Annotated in this window: 15 protein-coding genes; 6 read left to right on the top strand and 9 right to left on the bottom strand. The window is 64.5% G+C overall.

The window, feature by feature from the left end:
* Window positions 1-49 precede the first annotated feature (49 nt).
* A complete protein-coding gene (gene aceB / locus P3T42_RS07245; RefSeq protein ID WP_074299692.1) occupies window positions 50-1651 on the top strand; it encodes a malate synthase A in 1602 nt (533 codons plus the stop codon).
* A 146-nt stretch (window positions 1652-1797) separates the two neighbouring features.
* On the opposite strand, the gene P3T42_RS07240 is transcribed toward aceB, so the two are convergent.
* A complete protein-coding gene (locus tag P3T42_RS07240) occupies window positions 1798-2217 on the bottom strand; it encodes a gamma-glutamylcyclotransferase family protein (RefSeq protein WP_429305556.1) in 420 nt (139 codons plus the stop codon).
* Between the two features lie 248 nt (window positions 2218-2465).
* On the opposite strand from P3T42_RS07240, the gene P3T42_RS07235 reads away from it, so the two are divergent.
* Window positions 2466-3371 (top strand): AraC family transcriptional regulator, encoded by a 906-nt coding sequence (locus P3T42_RS07235; RefSeq protein WP_429305555.1) that lies wholly within the window; start codon window positions 2466-2468, stop codon window positions 3369-3371.
* A gap of 76 nt (window positions 3372-3447) precedes the next feature.
* Here P3T42_RS07235 and P3T42_RS07230 read toward each other — a convergent pair whose 3' ends face one another.
* The 6 genes from P3T42_RS07230 to xylA form a co-directional block, all read right to left on the bottom strand.
* Window positions 3448-3912: a GNAT family N-acetyltransferase gene (locus P3T42_RS07230; RefSeq protein ID WP_429305554.1), complete on the bottom strand. Its 465-nt coding sequence runs from the start codon at window positions 3910-3912 to the stop codon at window positions 3448-3450.
* A 246-nt stretch (window positions 3913-4158) separates the two neighbouring features.
* Window positions 4159-5358, bottom strand: coding sequence for a sugar ABC transporter permease (locus P3T42_RS07225; RefSeq protein WP_429305553.1), 1200 nt, complete (start codon window positions 5356-5358; stop codon window positions 4159-4161).
* The gene (xylG, locus tag P3T42_RS07220; protein WP_074299703.1) at window positions 5355-6914 is read right to left on the bottom strand and encodes a D-xylose ABC transporter ATP-binding protein; all 1560 of its coding nucleotides are present in this window, start codon (window positions 6912-6914) and stop codon (window positions 5355-5357) included. The genes P3T42_RS07225 and xylG overlap by 4 nt, the downstream gene beginning before the upstream one ends.
* A 78-nt stretch (window positions 6915-6992) precedes the next feature.
* The gene (gene xylF / locus P3T42_RS07215) at window positions 6993-8021 is read right to left on the bottom strand and encodes a D-xylose ABC transporter substrate-binding protein (RefSeq protein ID WP_074299705.1); all 1029 of its coding nucleotides are present in this window, start codon (window positions 8019-8021) and stop codon (window positions 6993-6995) included.
* A gap of 227 nt (window positions 8022-8248) precedes the next feature.
* Window positions 8249-9727 (bottom strand): xylulokinase, encoded by a 1479-nt coding sequence (xylB, locus tag P3T42_RS07210; protein WP_074299707.1) that lies wholly within the window; start codon window positions 9725-9727, stop codon window positions 8249-8251.
* Between the two features lie 166 nt (window positions 9728-9893).
* Window positions 9894-11216: a xylose isomerase gene (gene xylA / locus P3T42_RS07205; RefSeq protein WP_429305552.1), complete on the bottom strand. Its 1323-nt coding sequence runs from the start codon at window positions 11214-11216 to the stop codon at window positions 9894-9896.
* Window positions 11217-11504: 288 nt separating this feature from the next.
* Here xylA and P3T42_RS07200 point away from each other — a divergent pair, with 288 nt between their 5' ends.
* The 4 genes from P3T42_RS07200 to P3T42_RS07185 all read left to right on the top strand — a co-directional run bounded on the left by P3T42_RS07200 (window position 11505) and on the right by P3T42_RS07185 (window position 16476).
* Window positions 11505-12728 carry a XylR family transcriptional regulator gene (locus tag P3T42_RS07200; protein ID WP_074299709.1) on the top strand — a complete coding sequence of 408 codons (1224 nt, stop codon included), beginning with the start codon at window positions 11505-11507 and terminating at the stop codon, window positions 12726-12728.
* Between the two features lie 64 nt (window positions 12729-12792).
* Complete coding sequence (locus P3T42_RS07195) at window positions 12793-13872, top strand: aldose epimerase family protein (protein ID WP_074299711.1); 1080 nt, start codon at window positions 12793-12795, stop codon at window positions 13870-13872.
* A gap of 211 nt (window positions 13873-14083) precedes the next feature.
* The gene (locus P3T42_RS07190) at window positions 14084-14539 is read left to right on the top strand and encodes a hypothetical protein (protein ID WP_429305551.1); all 456 of its coding nucleotides are present in this window, start codon (window positions 14084-14086) and stop codon (window positions 14537-14539) included.
* Window positions 14540-14754: 215 nt separating this feature from the next.
* Window positions 14755-16476, top strand: a complete 1722-nt coding sequence (locus tag P3T42_RS07185; protein WP_074301661.1) for a fibronectin type III domain-containing protein — start codon at window positions 14755-14757, stop codon at window positions 16474-16476.
* A 119-nt stretch (window positions 16477-16595) separates the two neighbouring features.
* On the opposite strand, the gene P3T42_RS07180 is transcribed toward P3T42_RS07185, so the two are convergent.
* On the bottom strand, window positions 16596-17540 hold the full coding sequence (locus tag P3T42_RS07180) for an AEC family transporter (RefSeq protein ID WP_074299716.1): 945 nt from the start codon (window positions 17538-17540) through the stop codon (window positions 16596-16598).
* A 128-nt stretch (window positions 17541-17668) separates the two neighbouring features.
* The gene (locus P3T42_RS07175) at window positions 17669-19387 is read right to left on the bottom strand and encodes an NAD-dependent malic enzyme (RefSeq protein WP_074299718.1); all 1719 of its coding nucleotides are present in this window, start codon (window positions 19385-19387) and stop codon (window positions 17669-17671) included.
* Window positions 19388-19613 lie beyond the last annotated feature (226 nt).

Genomic DNA, 19613 nt, shown 5'->3' with positions numbered 1-19613 from the left:
CGCATTTGAACATTTGCATCTTTGCAATCTGACCGACCAAGGAGAAAACATGGCGAACCCGCTTTCATCGTCGCAGTTGCCGCAGGGCGTGGAAATCACGGCTGATCTCAAGCCGGGCTACGAAACCATCCTGACCCGCGAGGCGCTCGAACTCGTCGCGGCGTTGCATCGCACGTTCGAACCGCGCCGCCAGGCGCTGCTGAAAGCGCGTGCCGAACGCACGAAGCGTCTCGACGCCGGCGAGCGTCCCGACTTCCTCGTCGAGACGAAAAGCATTCGCGACGGCGACTGGAAAATCGCCCCGCTGCCGCAGGATCTGCAATGCCGCCGCGTGGAAATCACCGGCCCGGTCGAGCGCAAGATGATCGTCAACGCGCTGAACTCCGGCGCGGATTCGTACATGACGGACTTCGAAGATTCGAACGCGCCGAGCTGGGACAACCAGATCACCGGCCATATCAATCTGAAGGACGCGGTGCGCCGTACGATCTCGCTCGAACAGAACGGCAAGTCGTACCAGCTGAACGACAGGATCGCCACGCTGATCGTGCGTCCGCGCGGCTGGCACCTCGACGAGAAGCATGTGAAGGTGGACGGGCAACGCGTCTCCGGCGGCATTTTCGATTTCGCGCTGTTCCTGTTCCACAACGCGAAGGAACTGGTCGCGCGCGGCTCGGGCCCCTACTTCTATCTGCCGAAGATGGAGAGCCATCTGGAAGCGCGTCTGTGGAACGACATCTTCGTCGCCGCGCAGGAAGCGGTCGGCGTGCCACGCGGCACGATCCGCGCCACGGTGCTGATCGAAACGATCCTCGCCGCGTTCGAAATGGACGAGATCCTGTACGAGCTGCGCGAACATAGCTCGGGCCTGAACGCCGGCCGTTGGGACTACATTTTCTCGGCGATCAAGAAGTTCAAGACGGACAAGGACTTCTGCCTCGCCGACCGCTCGCAGATCACCATGACCTCGCCGTTCATGCGGGCCTATGCGCTGCTGTTGCTGAAGACCTGCCACCGCCGCAACGCGCCGGCAATCGGCGGCATGAGCGCGCTGATTCCGATCAAGAACGACCCGGCCGCCAACGACCGCGCCATGGGCGGCGTGCGCTCGGACAAGGCGCGCGATGCGGGCGACGGCTACGACGGCGGCTGGGTGGCGCACCCGGGTCTGGTGCCGATCGCGATGGAAGAATTCGTCAAGGTGCTGGGCGAGCAGCCGAACCAGATCGGCAAGCAACGCGCCGACGTTGAAGTGAGCGCGAAGGACCTGATGGATTTCCGTCCGGAAGCGCCGATCACCGAAGCGGGTCTGCGCAACAACATCAACGTCGGGATTCACTACCTCGGTTCGTGGCTGGCGGGCAATGGCTGCGTGCCGATCCACAACCTGATGGAAGACGCCGCGACCGCGGAAATCTCGCGCTCGCAGGTGTGGCAGTGGATCCGCTCGCCGAAGGGCGCGCTCGACGACGGCCGCAAGGTTACCGCGGAACTGGTGCGCGAACTGTCGAAGCAGGAACTCGCCAAGGTGAAGCAGGCGGTGGGCGGCGATACCCAGCCGTATGACCGCGCGGCTGAGATCTTCGAAGCGATGTCCACGTCGGAGCAGTTCACCGACTTCCTGACGCTGCCGCTGTATGAGGAAATCTGAGGCACGGCGCTAGCCGGGCCCTGAGCTCTGGTGGTACACGAGTGCAAGGGCGCGCGGCATGCGTCCTCGCCTCACGATCTGGCTGCGCCGCTTCGCAATGAAGCGGCGCAGGCCGCAAGGCTGACCGACCGGACGGCCCAGCAGGCTCAGGCTTGCCGGGCCGTTTTTTTGGAGCGGCGATGCGCCACCCAGTCGCCCGAGCGGATCTCCGGCAAGCCCTTCACCGCATGTTTCGTCACCGGATAGAAGCGGCACGCCAGCGCGGCGCCGTCGACTTCCACCGTGACCTCGCGGGCCACGAACAGCCCCTCGACACCCGGATAGATTTCCTCGATTTCATCGAGCACCGCAATCAGATCCGGGTCGATTTCGTAGACGTCGCCGCACACCGGCGGCCCCGCCTCGTCGAGCACCAGACCCGGATACGCGCCGAAATCGAACAGATACCCGCGCACGGTGGCCGTGCCTAGCAGGGTCGGCTCGGCGATGTCGTGGCGCGCGGCAGCCTGGCTGATGTCGTTGATCTCGCCGGCCCGCAGGGTGCCGTACACGAAAACCTTCTGCATCGGATGGGGTCCTCTCTATTGCGTGGGCGTGGCTGGCACGACCCGGTGGGTGTCGGTCGAGCCGGGCGAAGCGCGCGGCGGCGCTCATGGGTCTCGTTTGGCGACGATTCCAGATTCCGGTCGGAGGCATTATGCCCTCCGCGATCGAGGCAAGCGATCTGCAAAAAAACCCGCTGCGGCCAGACCCGGCACAACACCCTACAATGGGAACCACCTCACCGTTCAAGGTTCCGTCAGGTGTCCATGTCATGAACCGGTCCGCCGCTGCCGCCCCTTTCACCCGAGTCGAGTTCTCCGACCTCCCGCCGGCCTTCGCGCCCACCCGTACGCATCCAATCCGTGTGCGCTCGCGGCCCATGCCCGCCGGCGTGCGCATCGCCCGTCACACCCACGCGTGGGCGCAGGTCGCGTACGCCTCGCGCGGCGTGCTGCGCATCGGCACGCTCGGCACCACCTGGATGGTGCCGCCGTCGCGGGCCATCTGGGTGCCGCCGCATGTGACGCATGAAGTGGTGATCGTCGAGGACGCCTTTCTGCGCACGCTGTATATCGACGAAAACGCCGTGCCGCCCGGACTCGATACATGCCGCGTCGTCGAAGTGTCGAACCTGTTGCGCGAGGTGATCGCGGCGCTCGATATGCCAGGCCTCTCCGACACCCGCGAACAGGTGCTCGGCGCCCTCGCGCTCGACGAGCTGACCCGCTCGCAGCCGTTGCCTTTATCCGTGCCCATGCCCAACGAAAAGCGCCTGCGCGCGCTGTGCGAAGCGGTGATTGCCGATCCCGCCAATTCCGATTCGCTCGAGCAGTGGGCCGCGAGTGTCGGCGCCAGTACCCGCACGATTGCGCGCCTGTTTCGTCAGGAGCTCGGCGTCAGTTTTTCGCAATGGCGCCAGCAGGCGCTGCTTGCCCGCGCGATTCCGCTACTCAGCCAGGGACGGCCGCTCGCCCACGTGGCGCTGGAGTTGGGCTATCAGAGCCAGAGCGCTTTTTCGGCCATGTTCCGGCGCGCGTTCGGCAGGAGTCCGCGGGCGTTTATCGAACGCGGCTCGGAGCGTCATACGGCTGAGGGGGATGCGGAAAGCGCGGCTCAGAGCGGCCAGGACGTGCCGGACGGCGCGCAGTTGGCGGATGCGCCGGAGTTCGATCGCTGAGCCTGAACGATGCAGCGGCGCGGCGGCATTGCGGCGTTGCGTTGTGTCATGTCGCTGCGCGGCTCACCCCCGCGCGCTAAACGCGACGCGACAAATGCCGGATCGCCCCGAGTTGCGCGAGGCGCGGACCGGCGAGCTTGTAGCCCTTGCGCAGATACAGCCGCGCGGCGGGATTGTCGACGAACACCCGCAGTTGCAGTTCGCGCAGGCCCCGCTCGCGCGCCCAATGATGCGACATGTCGAGCAGATAGGTGCCGGCGCCGCGCCGCCGATAACCGTCGGCGATCTGCACGTCGCGAATGTGCAGCGAATCGCCCTCTTCGGTGAGGCGCAACACGCCGGCCGGCGTGCCGTCGATTTCGAGGATGTAGTTCTCCGACTCGCGCCAGCTACCGAGAAACAGATCGCTGCGCCAGACGAGATGATGCCGCCGATAGTAACCCTCCATGTTCTTGCGGGTCAGCGCTTCGGCAAAAGCGAAGTCGTCCATGCTGGCTTTGCGCAACTGGAACGGCGACGGAACATCGGTAGGGACGAACATGACACGGCGGGCAAATGGTGGTCCGCACAACGTTAAAACAGGCCGCGCGCGCTGGCAATGGCTGTTTGTCCCGAGATGGGCGGTGAGGCGCGAAACGGGGCAAAAAACCTTCACGCGCCGCGAGGTGGCGGCCCGCCTACGCGGCCACGGGATGTGTTCCAGCAGAAGATAACGTTCTCCTTACAGGTGGCCCGTGGGATCCGAGGCTCTCACACACCCAGCCCGTGCCGCTCAACAATCGCCTGTTCAACGCCGGTTAGACCCCGACACCACATCGATCCACACCGCCAGCACGAGGATGCTGCCTTTGACGATCATCTGCCAGTACGCGTCCACGTCGAGCATCGACATGCCGTTGTCGAGGCTCGCCATCACCAGTGCGCCGATCAACGCCCCATACACCGTGCCCGAGCCGCCGCGCATCGAGGTGCCGCCGATAAAGCACGCCGCGATCGCATCGAGTTCGCCCATCGATCCTGCCGAGGGCGAACCCGCTGCCAGCCGCGCCGTGTTGACGATGCCGCCGAACGCGCACATCAGCCCCATCAGCGCGAAAATCGCCAGCTTCACGCGGTTCGTATTCACACCCGACAGACGCGTCGCCTCGAGGTTCGAGCCGACCGCATAGATGCGCCGGCCGAACACGGTCTGCGTGGCGATCCACGTGAAGATGCCGAGCAGCGCGAGCAGCAACAGCACCGGCACCGGAATGCCGCCGTAACGGTCGAGCGTCGCGACGAAGCCGAACAGGATCACGCCCGCGCCGATAATCTTCGCCACGTCCTGCCAGACCGGCACCACCGCCAGTTGATAGCGTTGCCGGTTGCGGCGCTGCCGCACCGTGAGCAGCGCCAGCAGCACGAACAGCACCACGGCGAGCGTATCGCCGGCGAAGCGCGGCAAATAGCCCTGGCCGACGAACACGAAACTATCGGACACCGGTGCGATAGTCGAGCCGCCGGTCACGCCGAGCAGAATGCCCCGATAAGCCAGCATGCCGCCGAGCCCAACGATGAACGACGGCACCCGCCGGTAAGTCGACCACCAGCCGTTGAAGAGGCCCACCAGCACGCCGAGTACCATCACCACCGGCACGGTGACGCCGATCGGCCAATGACGGTTGACGTCGAGAATCGCCGCCACGCCGCCGAGCAGCCCGAGCAGCGACCCCACCGACAGATCGATCTCGCCCGCGATGATGACGAACACCATCCCGCAGGCGAGCATACCGGTGATCGACATCTGCCGCAGCAGGTTCGACAGATTGCGCGGCGTGATGAACGCCCCGCTGGTGAGAAACGAGAAGAAGATCCAGATAGCCGCGACCGCAATCAGCAGCGCGAGAATCTTGTAGCGCGCGAACAGTTGCTGCAGCCGCTGCGCACCGCCGAACGAGCCGTGCGGCGCGGCATCCTTGGCGTTTTGGGAAGTGACGTCGGGAGTCATGCTGCGCTCGCTCCGGTTGGGTTCGTGGATCGCTGCGCGGGGCGGATGGCGGCCGTCAGGATGTCCTCCTGGGTGAGGCCGTCGTTGATGAAGTCGCCGCGCAATTCGCCTTCGCCGATCACCAGCACGCGATCGCTGATGCCGAGCACCTCGGGCATTTCGGACGACACCATCACGATCGACATGCCGCGCTGCGCGAGCTGAACGATCAGTTTGTAGATTTCGTATTTGGCGCCGACATCGACGCCGCGCGTGGGTTCATCGAGAATCAGCACCTTCGGGTCGGTCAACAGCATGCGCGTCAGCACGGCCTTCTGCTGGTTACCGCCCGAGAGACTCGCAATCGACAGCATCGGATGCGCCGCGCGCACCGAAAGCCGCTTCATCTCCGTGTGAATCGTATCGAGCTCGGCCGCGGAATCGATGCGCGCGCCTTTGGCAAAGCGCTGCAGCACCGACAGCGTGATGTTATGACCGACGCTCAGATGCGGCACGATGCCGTGGCGCTTGCGATCCTCCGGCACCATGCCGATGCCGGCGCGAATCGCATCGGCCGGCTCGCGGATCTTCAGCGGCTTACCCTCGAGCCATACCGTCGCTTCGCTCACCCCCGGATAGGCGCCGAAAATCGCCTGCATCAACTCCGTGCGCCCCGCGCCCACCAGACCGGCGACGCCGAGGATCTCGCCGCGCCGCAAGCTGAACGACACGTCGTCGACGCGCTTGCGGCGCGGATTGGTGACGTCGAAACAGGTGACGTGGCGCGCCTCGAAGATCACGTCACCCAGCGGCCGCGGCTCGCGCGGAAACAGGTTGGTGATCTCGCGGCCCACCATCAACGAGATGATGCGGTCGGTGGTCAGCGCGCGCATCGGCTCGGTCGCCACATGCCGGCCGTCGCGAATCACGGTGATCGTGTCGCAAACCGCTTCGACTTCGTCGAGCTTGTGCGAGATATACACGCACGCCACGCCGCGCCGCTTCAGATCGCGCACGATATTGAGCAGAATCTGCGTCTCCGAACTCGTGAGCGACGACGACGGTTCATCGAGAATCAGCAGCCTCGCGCGCTTGTTCAACGCCTTGGCGATCTCGATCAGCTGTTGATGGCCGCCGCCGTAATTCATCACCGGCTGCGCCACATTGATGCCTTCGATACCCAGTTCGCGCAGCAGTTCGTCGGCGCGCTGGAACATCGCGGCGTAGTTCATGCGGCCGCCGGACAGCGTGATTTCGTTGCCGAGAAAGATGTTCTCGGCCACCGACAGTTCCGGCACGAGCATCAGTTCCTGGTGGATGATCACGATCCCGGCGCGCTCGGTGTCGCGCACGTTCGCCGCCTTCAGGGGCGCGCCTTCCCACAGGATGTCGCCGTCCCACGTGCCATACGGATAGACCCCGGACAGCACTTTCATCAGCGTCGATTTGCCGGCGCCGTTCTCGCCGCACAAACCCACGCATTCGCCGGGCGACACCGCGAGATCGATGCCGTCGAGGGCCTTCACGCCGGAAAACGCCTTGACGATGTTGTGCATCGCCAGTAAAGGTTGCGTCATTCGCTTTTGCCTCGCTGCAAGAAACACGGCGGCGCGGCGGCGCGCAACACGCCGCCCGCCACCGCGTGGAACTTCCGCTTATTGGCTCGCGAGCTGGGCCTGGGTGTAGAACCCGTCCTTCACCACGATATCCACGTTGCTCCTGGTCAGCAGCGTCGGCTGCAGCAGCACGGTGTCGACCTTCTTCTTGCCGTTGTCGTATTGCGCGTTAAAGGAAGGCTTCTCGCCCTTCGCCAGTTGCACGGCAAGCTTCGCCGCTTCGCCCGCAATCAGCTTGAGCGGCTTGTAGACCGTCATGGTCTGCGTGCCGTCGATCACCCGCTTGACGGCGGCAAGGTCGGCATCCTGACCGGAGATCGGTACCTTGCCCGCCATATGCTGCGCCGCCAGCGCCTGAATCGCGCCGCCCGCCGTACCGTCGTTCGACGCCACCACCGCATCGATCTTGTTGTTGTTCGCGGTCAACGCATCTTCCATGATGCGCAGCGCCGTCGATGCGCTCCACTCCGGCACCCACTGCTGACCGACCACCTTGATGTCGCCCTTGTCGATGGCCGGCTGGAGCACCTTCAACTGGCCTTCGCGCAGCATCTTCGCGTTGTTGTCGGTCGGCGCGCCGCCGAGCAGGAAGTAGTTGCCCTTCGGTTGCGCGTTGTAGACGCCTTGGGCCTGCAATTCACCGACCTTCTCGTTGTCGAACGAGATGTAGGCGTCGATATCGGCATCGAGAATCAGGCGGTCATACGACACGACCTTGATGCCCGCCTTGTGCGCTTCGGCCACGACATTGCCGAGCGTCTTCGAATTGAACGGCACGATCACGATCACATCGACGCCGCGCGAAATCAGGTTTTCGATCTGCGAGATCTGCCGCTCTTCACTGGCATCGGCCGATTGCACGGACACCTTGGCGCCGAGTTTTTCCGCTGCGGCCACAAAATAGTCGCGATCGCGCGACCAGCGTTCGACGCGCAGGTCGTCGATGCAGAAACCGATTTCCGGATGATCCTTGCTCGCGTGCGCCAGCGGCGCGGCGAGCGACAGGCTGGCGAGCACCGCTCCACACACGAGCGAACTCAGAACGGAACGACGCGTTGCGAATTTCATGTCTCACTCCTTTTCTCTTATAGCCGGCAATACCGGATTAGCGGCCGTTCGCGGCGAACCGCGCGGCCGGATTCACGACGACGATGGACTACCCCTGTTGCGGCACAGCCAGGACGGCCGTGCGATGCCAATTTCTCTGCATTCCTATGCAGTTGCTTCACTGCTTCAGCACGATCACCACGTACTTTCCATGCGCTGGTGGAGCACGTTGCGCCGTTGTCTTAACGCTAGGCGTGCCCGGCAAACACCGGCTCAAGCGCTCGATACAGCGCCTGGAAGGTCGGACGCCGCTCATTGCTGTACCAGGCGTGCCGCACCCTGTCCGGCTCGCGCACGGCGAGAATCTCCGGCGTCGGACAGATGGCGTCGAGCGGCGCATCCGGTTCCAGCGCAAGATGCGCGAGGCGCGCCGCGCCTAACGCCGGCCCGACTTCGCCGCCGGCCCGCAAGGTCAACGGACGCCCGGCGATATCCGCCAGCATTTGTGTCCAGTAAGCGCTGCGCGAGCCGCCGCCGATCACGGAAATCTCATCGGGCACAAGCCCGGCTGCATGCAGCGCATCCATGCCGTCGAGCAGGCAGAAGCCCACGCCTTCGAGCGTCGCGTTGGCGAGATCGGCACGGCCGGTTTGCGGCGTCAGGCCGTAAAACACGCCCTTCGCATTAACGTTGTTGTGCGGCGTGCGCTCGCCCGACAGGTACGGCAGGAACCATGGCCGACGATCGCGCGCCTCGGCTTGTGCATCGGCGAGCAGCGCGGCGACGTCCGCGTAGCCGGTCAACTGTGCCGTGAAATCGAGGCAACCCGCCGCGTTGAGCATCACCGACATCAGATGCCACGTCTGCGGCAAGGCATGGCAAAAGCTGTGCACCGCCGAAGCGGGGTTCGCGAGGAAGCCGTCCGACACCGCGAAGTACACGCCCGAGGTGCCGAGCGACAGCATCGCCTGTTTCGGCTTGACGATGCCCACACCCACGGCACCCGCCGCGTTATCGCCGCCGCCTGCCACCACCGGGATCTCGCGCAGGCCCCACTCGCGGGCCAGTTCGGGTTTGAGCGTGCCCGTTACGCGATTGCCTTCGAACACCGCCGGCATCTGCTCGCGCGACAGCCCGCAGGCCGACAGCAAGGTCGCGCTGTAGTCGCGCTGCGCGACGTCGAGCCAGAGCGTGCCGGCCGCGTCCGAGGGATCGGTGGCGAAATCGCCGGTCAGCAGATAGCGCAGATAGTCCTTCGGCAACAGCACGTGAGCGATGCGCGCAAAGATCTCCGGTTCATGCTTGCGCACCCACAGCAGCTTGGGCGCCGTAAATCCCGGCATGGCCATGTTGCCCGCGATCTCGCGCAGTTGCGGCACAGCCGTTTCCAGTTCGCGGCATTCGATGTCCGAGCGTCCGTCGTTCCAGAGAATCGCCGGACGCAAGACCTCGCCTTGCGCGTCGAGCAGCGTCGCACCATGCATCTGGCCCGTCAGGCCCAGCGCTTCGATCTGCGTCGCGCCGATGCCTGCCGCGCGTGCTTCGTCCAGCAGATCGGCAAGCGCCGCCCGGGTTGCCAGCCACCAGTCGTGCGGCGCCTGCTCGGACCACCGTGGTTGCGGCCGGCTGACCGAGAGCGCGTGCGTGGCCGTGCCGCGCACGCGACCATCCCGGTCGAGTAACACGGCCTTCACGCCCGACGTGCCGAGGTCGATACCGATGAACATGTCTCCATCCTCGTTTTGCGCAAGTGTGCGCTTCGCCCGCCCGGATGCAATTGCGAAACTGGCGAGTCGTACTAATGTTTTTCAGCTCTTTTTTCGACGCTTGCCGTCATGACCGCGATGGCGCCGCTATCGACGCCATCGCGGCATTCGCCGCCACCATTACCGCTCAGCGCAGACCGTAGATCGCCTGATTCACCACGCTTTCCAGCCGTTCCTGCTGGCCGCTGACGTGCTGCGGATTCAGGCCGCGGTCGAGTGCGTCGCCGGCGAGCGTCGACAGCGAATAGCCACCGGAGAGAATCTTGCGGCCGAATTCCGTCTCCCAGCCGGCGTAACGCTGACGCTTGAACTGTTCGAGCCGGTCGTTTTCGACCAGCACGGCGGCGCGCTCCACCGCCAGCGCGAGGTTATCGATCGCGCCGATGTGGCCGTAGAACAGATCTTCCGCATCGACGCTCTGGCGCCGCACCTTCGAGTCGAAGTTCATGCCGCCTGTCGTAAAGCCGCCATGCTTGAGGATTTCATAGAAGGCGAGCGTCAGTTCCTCGACGCTATTCGGAAACTGGTCGGTATCCCAGCCGTTTTGCGGATCGCCGCGATTCGCGTCGACGCTGCCGAAGATGCCGAGCGCAAACGCCGTAGCAATCTCGTGATGGAACGAGTGCCCCGCCAGCGTCGCGTGATTGGCTTCGATGTTGACGCGGATGTCGTTCTGCAAGCCGTATTGGGTAAGGAAACCGTGGACGGCGGCGACGTCGTAATCGTATTGGTGCTTGGTCGGCTCCTGCGGCTTCGGCTCGATCAGCAGCGTGCCCTTGAAGCCGATCTTGTGCGAATGCTCGACCACCATGCTGAGAAAGCGCGCGAACTGTTCGCGTTCGCGCACGAGGTCGGTGTTAAGCAGCGTGTCGTAGCCTTCGCGGCCGCCCCACAGCACATAGTTGTCGCCGCCCAGCCGGTGCGTCGCATCGAGCGCGTGGCGTACCTGGGTGGCGGCAAAGGCGAACACTTCAGGGTCCGGACTGGTCGCCGCGCCGCCCGCGTAACGCGGGTGCGAGAACAGGTTGGCCGTGCCCCACAACAGCTTGACGCCGGTGTCCTGCTGCTTGCGCGCCAGATAATCGCTGATGCGCGCGAAGTTCTCGCTGTAGGCCTTCAGGCTGTCGCCTTCGGGGGCGACGTCGGTGTCGTGGAACGTATAGTAAGGGGTGCCTAGCTTCGAGAAAAATTCGAACGCCGCGTCGGCTTTCTGGTGCGCCCGTTCCATCGCGTCACCCGGTTGCTGCCACGGGCGGTGGAAGGTGCCCTGTCCGAAGATGTCGACGCCAGGCCAGACGAAGGTGTGCCAGTAGCACACGGCAATGCGCAGATGCTCTTCGAGCGTCTTGCCGAGTACGCGCTTCGTGCGGTCGTAGTGGTGGAAGGCCAGCGGATTGTCCGATTGCGGACCTTCATAGCCAATCTTTGGGATGTGTTCGAAGTAGGACATCTGCGTCTCCGTTTTATGTTGCAATGCAACCCGTGCAGCGTCGTGCAGCATGGCCGCGCCGGGTTCGACAAGGTGACGCCATGCTGCCAGCGCGTGGCCTATGCCCGCAATTGCGAAATTGCACAGCCCAACTAATGTTTCTCACCGCTTGCGCCGTTCTTGCAAGCGCGCGGCGCAATCCCAGCCTAAAATAACCGGACGCTTAAAAAACCGGTGCGACGTTGCTGGCCGCGCCCTATATGGAGACAATGGTCCGCCGCCCCATCAGGCCGCGCGCCATCCAACGCAATGACCCGACCCCAGAGTCCGCAGACGCCGCATCGCATCGCGCTGCTGTTCAACGCGAACAAGGTGTATGACCGCGAGATCATTACCGGCATCGGTAATTACCTGCTCTCGACCCGCGTCGCGTGGGATCTGTTTCTCGAAGAGGATTTTCGTTGCCGGCTGACGGGCATCGAGCGTTTCGACGGCGACGGCATCATCGCGGACTTCGACGACCCCGCGGTCAGCGAAGCCTTGCGCGGTTGTCCGCTGCCGGTGGTGGCGGTGGGTTCGTCGTACGAGGACGAGACGCACTACCCACCCGATCTGCCGTATATCGCCACGGATAACGCCAAGCTCGTCTCGCTCGCCTATACCCATCTGATTGGCGCCGGTCTGCCGCATTTCGCGCTGTACAGCCTGCCGCAGGCGCCGGAGAACCGCTGGGCCCAGCAACGCGAGCTGGCCTTCGCCGGCCTGCGCGCCGCCGAGGGCCGCAGCGCCGAGGACATCGACACCGAGATCTACCGCGGTCTCTCGACCAGCGCACCGGCATGGAATCAGGCCACCGAGCAACTCACCGGCTGGCTCGAAAAGCTGCCCAAACCGGTCGGCATTATTGCGGTCACCGATGCCCGCGCGCGGCACCTGTTGCAAGCCTGCCTGATCGCCGGCATCGCGGTGCCCGAGCAGGTCTCCATCATCGGTATCGACAACGATCCGTTGACGCGCACGCTCACCCGCATTCCGATCTCATCGGTGATTCAGGGCACCGAGGAAATGGGCCGCACCGCCGCGCACCTGCTGCATCAGATGCTGCACGGCGCGCGTTTCCCAGGCCGGCGCATTCGCGTGCCGCCGGTCGGCATCAACGTGCTCGAATCGACCCGGCATCAGCCGCTCGCCAGCCCCTATGTGATGCGCGCGCGGCACTTCATCCGCCAGTACGCCTGCCAGGGCATCCGCACCGAACAGGTGGCCGACTACGTCGGCGTGTCGCGTTCGTCGCTGGAAGAATATTTTCGGCGCGAATTGCAATGTACAGTGCATCAGGAGATCCTGCGTCACAAGCTCGATGCGGCCAAAGCGCTGCTCGCGAAACGCGATGCATCGAGTGCGGAGGTCGCCATCCGTTGCGGCTTCACGTCCTTGCAGTACATGTATGCGGTGTTTCGCCGTGAACTCGGCTGCACGCCGCGCGAATATCAGGAACGCACGAAGTCCACGGCCGCACCCGGCCAGGCATGACCGGGCACGGCACAATCCGGCGTATCCCCGGTGCGCTTTGGGAATCCTTTACTCTCCTGCCGATATGATCAGTCACGCGCAATTTTCTTCCGAGCCCTGGGGCGTCGCACCCGGTGGCGACCCGGTCCAGCTTTTCACGTTGCGCAACGCGCATGGCATGAAGGTCGGCATCAGCGATCTGGGCGCCACGCTGGTGTCGTGGCATGCGCCGGATCGCGCCGGCCGGCTCGGCGACATCCTGCTCGGCCACGACACGCCGGCCGACTACCTCGCCGCGACCACCTACATGGGCGGCCTGATCGGGCGCTGGGCCAACCGCATTGCCGGCGCGCGCTTCACACTCGACGGCATCGAGTACACGCTCGATCGCAACGAGGGCAACAATCTGCTGCATGGCGGCAGCATCGGCTTCAACCGCCTGCAGTGGGACGCCGCGGAGGACAACGGCGCACTCGTGATGCGGCTGGAATCGCCCGAAGGCGACGCGGGCTTTCCCGGCCACGTGTCCGTGCAGGTGCGCTACACGCTCGACGACGACGGCACCTTGACGATCGCCTATGAGGCCATCACCGACGCGCCGACACCGCTCAACCTCACGAGTCATCCGTACTTCAACCTGAGCGGACAGGCGGCGAGCGATGTGCGCGGACACGTAGTCTCCATCGACGCGGAGTCGTTCTTCGAAGTCGACGCGGGCATGATTCCCTGCCGGCGCGCGGAGGTCGCGGGCAACGCGTTCGATTTCCGCCAGAGCGCCCCGCTCGGCGCGCGGCTCGACTGGCCGAATGCGCAGCTCGCACTCGCGCAAGGATTCGATCATTGCTATGTGCTGCCCGAGGCGGCGGATGCGGCGGCGGGCGCGCGGCCGGTACGCGAAGTGGCGCGCGTCTACGAACCCGGCAGCGGCCGCGAGCTGAGCGTGCTGACCGATCAATGGGGCCTGCAGTTCTACACGGGCAATCATCTGGAAGGCGAGAAGGGTCGCGGTGGGCTCACGTATGCGAAATACGCCGGGCTGTGCCTCGAGGCAGGCGGCTTTCCCGACCAGATCAATATGGCCGATCACACGCAAGTGGTGCTTCGACCCGGTGAAGAATACAGGCAGGTCACGCAGTATCGCGTCGGGGTAAGAACCGGTGTCTGAGTTCGATCACACGCTTAACGTTTGTCAAGTTTGTCAAAGGAGACATCTCGTCAGCGGCACCTGATTTCAGGCGTAAATCGGCGTGATAGAGTCCTGCGGTGCCGCTCACGAGGCGGCAACCGATCAACGGCCTAACTCACCCTGCCGCGTAAGCCAAAGGAGAAACAAAATTAACAAGACCCTAACCGCCATTGTTGCCGCGACGCTTTCGTTGTCCTCGATCCACGCATTCGCCGGCAACGTCGGGAATGCCGATACCGCCTTGCAATCCGCCAACACCGTGAACGTCACCGGCGCGTCGAATTCGAACAACGGCGGCGCCAGGAAGGACCGTGAGACCCTGGCGATCGCCGTGGTCGATAGCAACGGCCCGGTCGCCGATGCGAAATGCGCATTGACTAACTCCAAGGGCGACTGGTCGCTCACGGCGCCCGATAGCGTCGAAGTGCGCCGCTCGGACTCGGACCTGCAGATCAAATGCGAGAAGGCCGGCTATGACCCGGTGACGACGACGATCAAGGCGTCGAAGACCGAGATTCCGCGTCCGCAATTCCACTTTGCCGCAGGCGGCAGCGATGACGACGATCAGGACGCCATGATCACGGTGCCGCAATATGCGCCGTCCATCACGGTGACCTTCGGCAGCAAGCAAGCCAACGCCAATTAAGTCGTGATTCGCCGGGCATAAGTCTCAGCGGAAGGCGGCCTGGATCGCGTGCGCCAGCGCGCGAATCTGCCGGTGGTCGGTGTTGTCACAACACGGAAAGACAGTTGTGCGAATAATGCAGGCGCGGTTGCGCGCGTCGGGCGGCAGATCGTGCCGGCCCGCCGAGGCAGCCAGCCGTGCGCCTTCTTCCCAACCTTCCGGCCGAGAACACCGATATGTCGAACGAGAACACGCCCGCGTCCGCCTCCGATTCTGCCTCCGCATCTGCGTCCCCTTCCCGCCCCACCGATGTCCTCGCCGCCGTCTCGCGCCGCGGCTTTCTGAAGCTCGCCGGCGTGTCCGGACTGGCCACCGCCGCCGGCAGCCTCGCGGCCGTGAGCAAGGCGGCCACCACCAGCCCCGACGGCACGCCCGAACAGATCCATCTGACATGGGGCGGCGATCCCACCGCCGAGGTGGTGATCTCGTGGGCATCGCTCGCAACCGCCGTCAATCCGCGCGTGCAGTTCAGCACCACGGGCGAACAGCAGCACACGGTGCATGGCGTGCAACGCATCTATACCGACGGCATCAACGGCGCCACGTTGTTCACCTATCACGCGCGCCTGCGCGGCCTGAAGCCGGCGAACACGTATCAGTACACCGTCACGGCCGACAACGACAGCAACGCCGCCCAGCCCTTCAGCTCGAGCTTCCAGACCGCGCCGCGCGGCCGCGCGCCGTTTCGCTGGACCACCTACGGCGATCTGGCCACGCCGAATACCGAGTGGGTACTCTCGTATCCGCAAAGCCGTTTTGCCGTGCAGGCGGTCGAGCGCTTCGAGCCGTTGTTTCATTTGCTGAACGGCGACCTCTGCTACGCGAACCTGAACCCGACGCATCAGCCGGATGTATGGCGCGACTTCGGCAACAACGTGCAGAACTCGGCGGCCAATCGTCCGTGGATGCCGTGTCCCGGCAACCACGAAATCGAATTCAACAACGGGCCGCAAGGTCTCGCGTCCTATCTGACGCGCTACACGCTGCCGGAGAACGGCACGCACTTCTCCGGGCTCTGGTATAGCTTCCGCGTGAGCTCGGTGCTGTTCATTTCGCTCGATGCCGACGACGTGGTCTACCAGGATGCGGCGGCTTTCGTGGCCGGCCCGAGCCCACTGGTCCCGGCGAACAGCACCGGCAATCCGCCGATCGAGCCGGGTACCTCGTTCTATGTGCGCGGCTACAGCGCAGGCCTGCAGACCCGCTGGCTCGAACAGACGCTGCGCCATGCCGCCGACGACCGTGAGATCGACTGGATCGTGGTGCAGATGCACCAGGACGCGCTGACCTCGTCGAAGACCGGCAACGGCTCGGACAAGGGGATTCGCGAGGCGTGGTTGCCGCTCTTCGACCGCTACGGCGTCGACCTCGTGGTGTGCGGGCACGACCACGACTACGAGCGCAGCCATCCGGTGCGCGGCTGCAATCATCATGCGGGCGTGGATGCCGCCACCGGCGCCGTCGTGGATACGCTGCAACCGCGCCCCGTGCTCCCCACCGATCCGGACAGCACCACCTTCGACACCAGCCACGGCACCATCCATCTGATCCTCGGCGGCGGCGGCACGAGCGCACCGCTCGACGTCTACGGCGAAGATCAGAGCACCGGCTTGCCGCAGGCGAAGGTGTTCACCAGACCGAATCGGCCGGTGCCCGGCACGGCGGCGAACACCTTCGTGCGCAATCCTGCCGACGCGCTCGAAGATGCGATCTGGTCGGCGAAGCGCGATACCGGCACCGGCTACGGCATCGCGGTGTTCGATCACGATCCGGGCGAGCATGGCGGCACCACCACCATCACGATGAACTACTATCACGCGCCGGGCGCGGATCAGACGCCCACGTCCAACTACGAGCTGTTCGAAACCATCGTGTTGAGCAAGAAGCGCCGGAGTTAGGCACGTCGCTACGCCGCGCATTCGTTATGCGCCGGCGCAGTTGATGGATGACGGGCGCGCCTGGCCGGAAATCACGGCCGGGCGCCTTGATGAGCGCAAGCTCCAGACTACCCGCGTGATCAGAAGAAATAAGCGATCAGCAGTCCTTCGGTTATCACGCCCAGAATCGTACTGATCAGGATCGTCGCGGTCGCATCGGCCGTGTACGTTTTCGTCTTGAGCGCGAACATCGCCGCCGCGGTCGCCGTCGGCACGGCGCCGGTAATCACGGCCTGGTGCGCGGGCGCCCCCACCACCCCGAACAGAACGGCGCCCAGCGCCATGATCGCCGGCTGCAGGAAGTTCTTGATGGCCAGGTTGGTCAGCACGTTGCTGTTGATCATGAAGCGCTCGCCGTAGAGCATCAGTCCGAGCGCGAACAGCGAAGTGCCGCCCGCGGCTTTGGCGATCAGATCCACGGAGGTGAGCACCGGCTCGGGCAGCGTGACGTGGGCGAAGCTCAGCACCATGCCGGAGATCGGCAGCCAGACGATCGGATTGATCACCGCGCGTGCGACGCTCTGCCCGAAGATGCGCAGGATGTCAGGCCGATCGCTTCCCGGCTGGTCCGTGCCGCCGAGATTGGTCAGCACAATGGTCAGCGGCAACATGAAGATGCTGGTGATGAGATTGCCGACCAGCACCGCCAGAAACCCTTCCGGTCCGAACACCGAGGCGAGGATGGGGGCGCCGAAGTACGCCATATCGGGAAAAGCACACACCAGTGCCTGCATGGTGGCCGTGCGCAGGTCGTGCCGGAATACGAAGCGGCCTACGATAAGCGCAAGCACGTAAGTGCCCATCAGCCCGAGCGTCAGGCACAGCGCGAAACCCACATTGTGCAGCTTGTCCGGCGAGGTCTTGACCGCGCCTTCGAACAGCGCGAAGGGCAGCGCAAAACGGATCACCAGGGTCGCCAGCACGCCGGCATCGTCGTGCTTCAGCAGGCCGATGCGCCCCGAGAGCCAGCCAAGGATGATGACAAACGCGACCGGCAGCAGCCCGTTCAGGATGGTGTTGAGCACAGGAAATCTCCCGTTTTTTTATCGGTCAGCGTGGTGGGCCCGGCTCACGGGCCCACCCGGTCGGTCGGTTTGAACAGCCCGCTTCGGCGGTGCTGCGTCGGTCTGCTTCGTCAATCTGTCTGGCCGGCTTATGAGGTGCTGGCCTCGACCCGTTCGTAGGGTACGTAGTGCGGCGTCCACACCTTGCTGCGAATCAGGCCTTCGATCTGGTCGGTGTCGATCCCCTGGGTCAGACCTTCCTTGTGTGCCTGCAGCGCCACCGCGAGAGCGACCGTGATCGACACCTCGCGCAGGGCCGTGACCGGCGGCAGCAGGTTGCGCGTCACGTCGCCGCGCGCCGGCGACGCCGCGGCAAGCGCTTTCGCGGCCGCCATGAACATCGTGTCGGTCACGCGGGACGCCTTGACCGCGATCGCACCGAGACCCACGCCCGGGAAGATGTAGGAGTTGTTGGTCTGATCGACCTTGAACTTCGCGCCGTTGCGCTCGAGCGCTGGAAACGGACTGCCTGTGCCGATCACCGCCCTGCCCTCGCTCCATGCTTCCAGGTCCGTAGGCGTAGCTTCCGCGCGCGAGGTCGGATTGGAGAGCGGGAAGATCACGGGACGCTTGTTATGCTCGGCCATCGCGCGCACCACCGGTTCGGAGAAAGCACCGGCCTGCCCCGACACGCCGATCAGCACCGTGGGCTTCGCATTGCGGACCACGTCGAGCAGCGCGACCCGGTCCGGATGATCGAGCGTCCAGCCGGCGATCGCCGCCTTGTCCTGCAGGAACGGCTGCTGAAACGACGCGATGCCGTCCATGCCGTCCACCAGCAGCCCGTCGCGATCGACCATGAAAAAGCGTTTGCCCGCCTCGCTATCCGCCAGGCCCGCGTCGGTCATCGCCTTGCGGATCAGGCTCGCGATGCCGCAACCGGCCGAGCCCGCGCCCATCACGGCAATGCGCTGCTCCGTGAGCGGCACGCCCGTCACGTTGATGGCCGACAACAGCGTGCCGGTCGCCACCGCAGCCGTGCCTTGCACGTCGTCGTTGAAGGTACAGAGACGGTCGCGATACCGTTCGAGCATGCGCGTCGCATTGTTCTTGGCGAAGTCCTCCCACTGCAGCAGCACGTGCGGCCAACGCTTCGCGACGGCGCTCACGAAGGCTTCGATGAAGTCGTCGTATTCCTCGCCGCGCACGCGCTCATGACGCCAGCCGATGTACAGCGGATCGCTCAGGCAATCGGGATTGTCGGTACCGACATCGAGCATGATGGGCAGCGTCGTCGCCGGATGCAGGCCGCCACAGCCTGTGTAGAGCGCCAGCTTGCCGATCGGGATGCCCATGCCGCCGGCACCTTGATCGCCCAGCCCGAGGATGCGCTCGCCGTCCGTCACGACGATGGCCTCGACCTTGTCGAAGCGCGGGTGCGCCAGGATCGACTCGATGCGGTTCTTGTGCGGCAGGCTCAGAAACAGGCCGCGCGGCTTGCGGAACAGACGGCTGAACTGCTGGCAGCCGGCGCCGACCGTCGGCGTGTAGACAACCGGCAGCAGCTCTTCGAGATTCTGCACCAGCAAGGCGAAAAACAGCGTCTCGTTGGTGTCCTGCAGATCGCGCAGAAAGGCGTAGCGCTCGATGTCGGTTGCGAAGCTGCGCAGCACCTGAAGACGGCGCGACACCTGTTCCTCGAGGGTGCCGATGTTAGGCGGCAAGAGCCCATGCAGATCGAACGCGTCGCGCTCCGACTCGGCGAACGCGGTTCCCTTGTTCAGCAGCGGGTCGGCGAGCAGTTCATAACCGGACCGCGACGTTTCGATGCACGTCGTGGTCGCCTCGGTCGTCGATACCTGGGACATGGGGACTCTCCTCAAAAGCGAATGGGGGTGATGAGCGACGATCCATCTGCGGTGCATGCCACGTTGCATAGCCAGATGTCGTCTAAGCACGAGGTCGCGATGGGACAGACTCGCCCCTCGCAAGCTTGGCGACCGTAATCAGTCTAGGTGGCAAATTCGCCGGCGTCTGTCAATTTCATGCGGAAATTGTGATTCCGCACGGCCGTCTCGCCGGGCGGCGTTGTCA

It is taken from the genome of Paraburkholderia sp. GAS38 (assembly GCF_050434965.1).
GTDB classification, from domain to species: Bacteria; Pseudomonadota; Gammaproteobacteria; order Burkholderiales; family Burkholderiaceae; genus Paraburkholderia; species Paraburkholderia phenazinium_A.
This window is presented reverse-complemented; position numbering and strand designations above follow the sequence as displayed.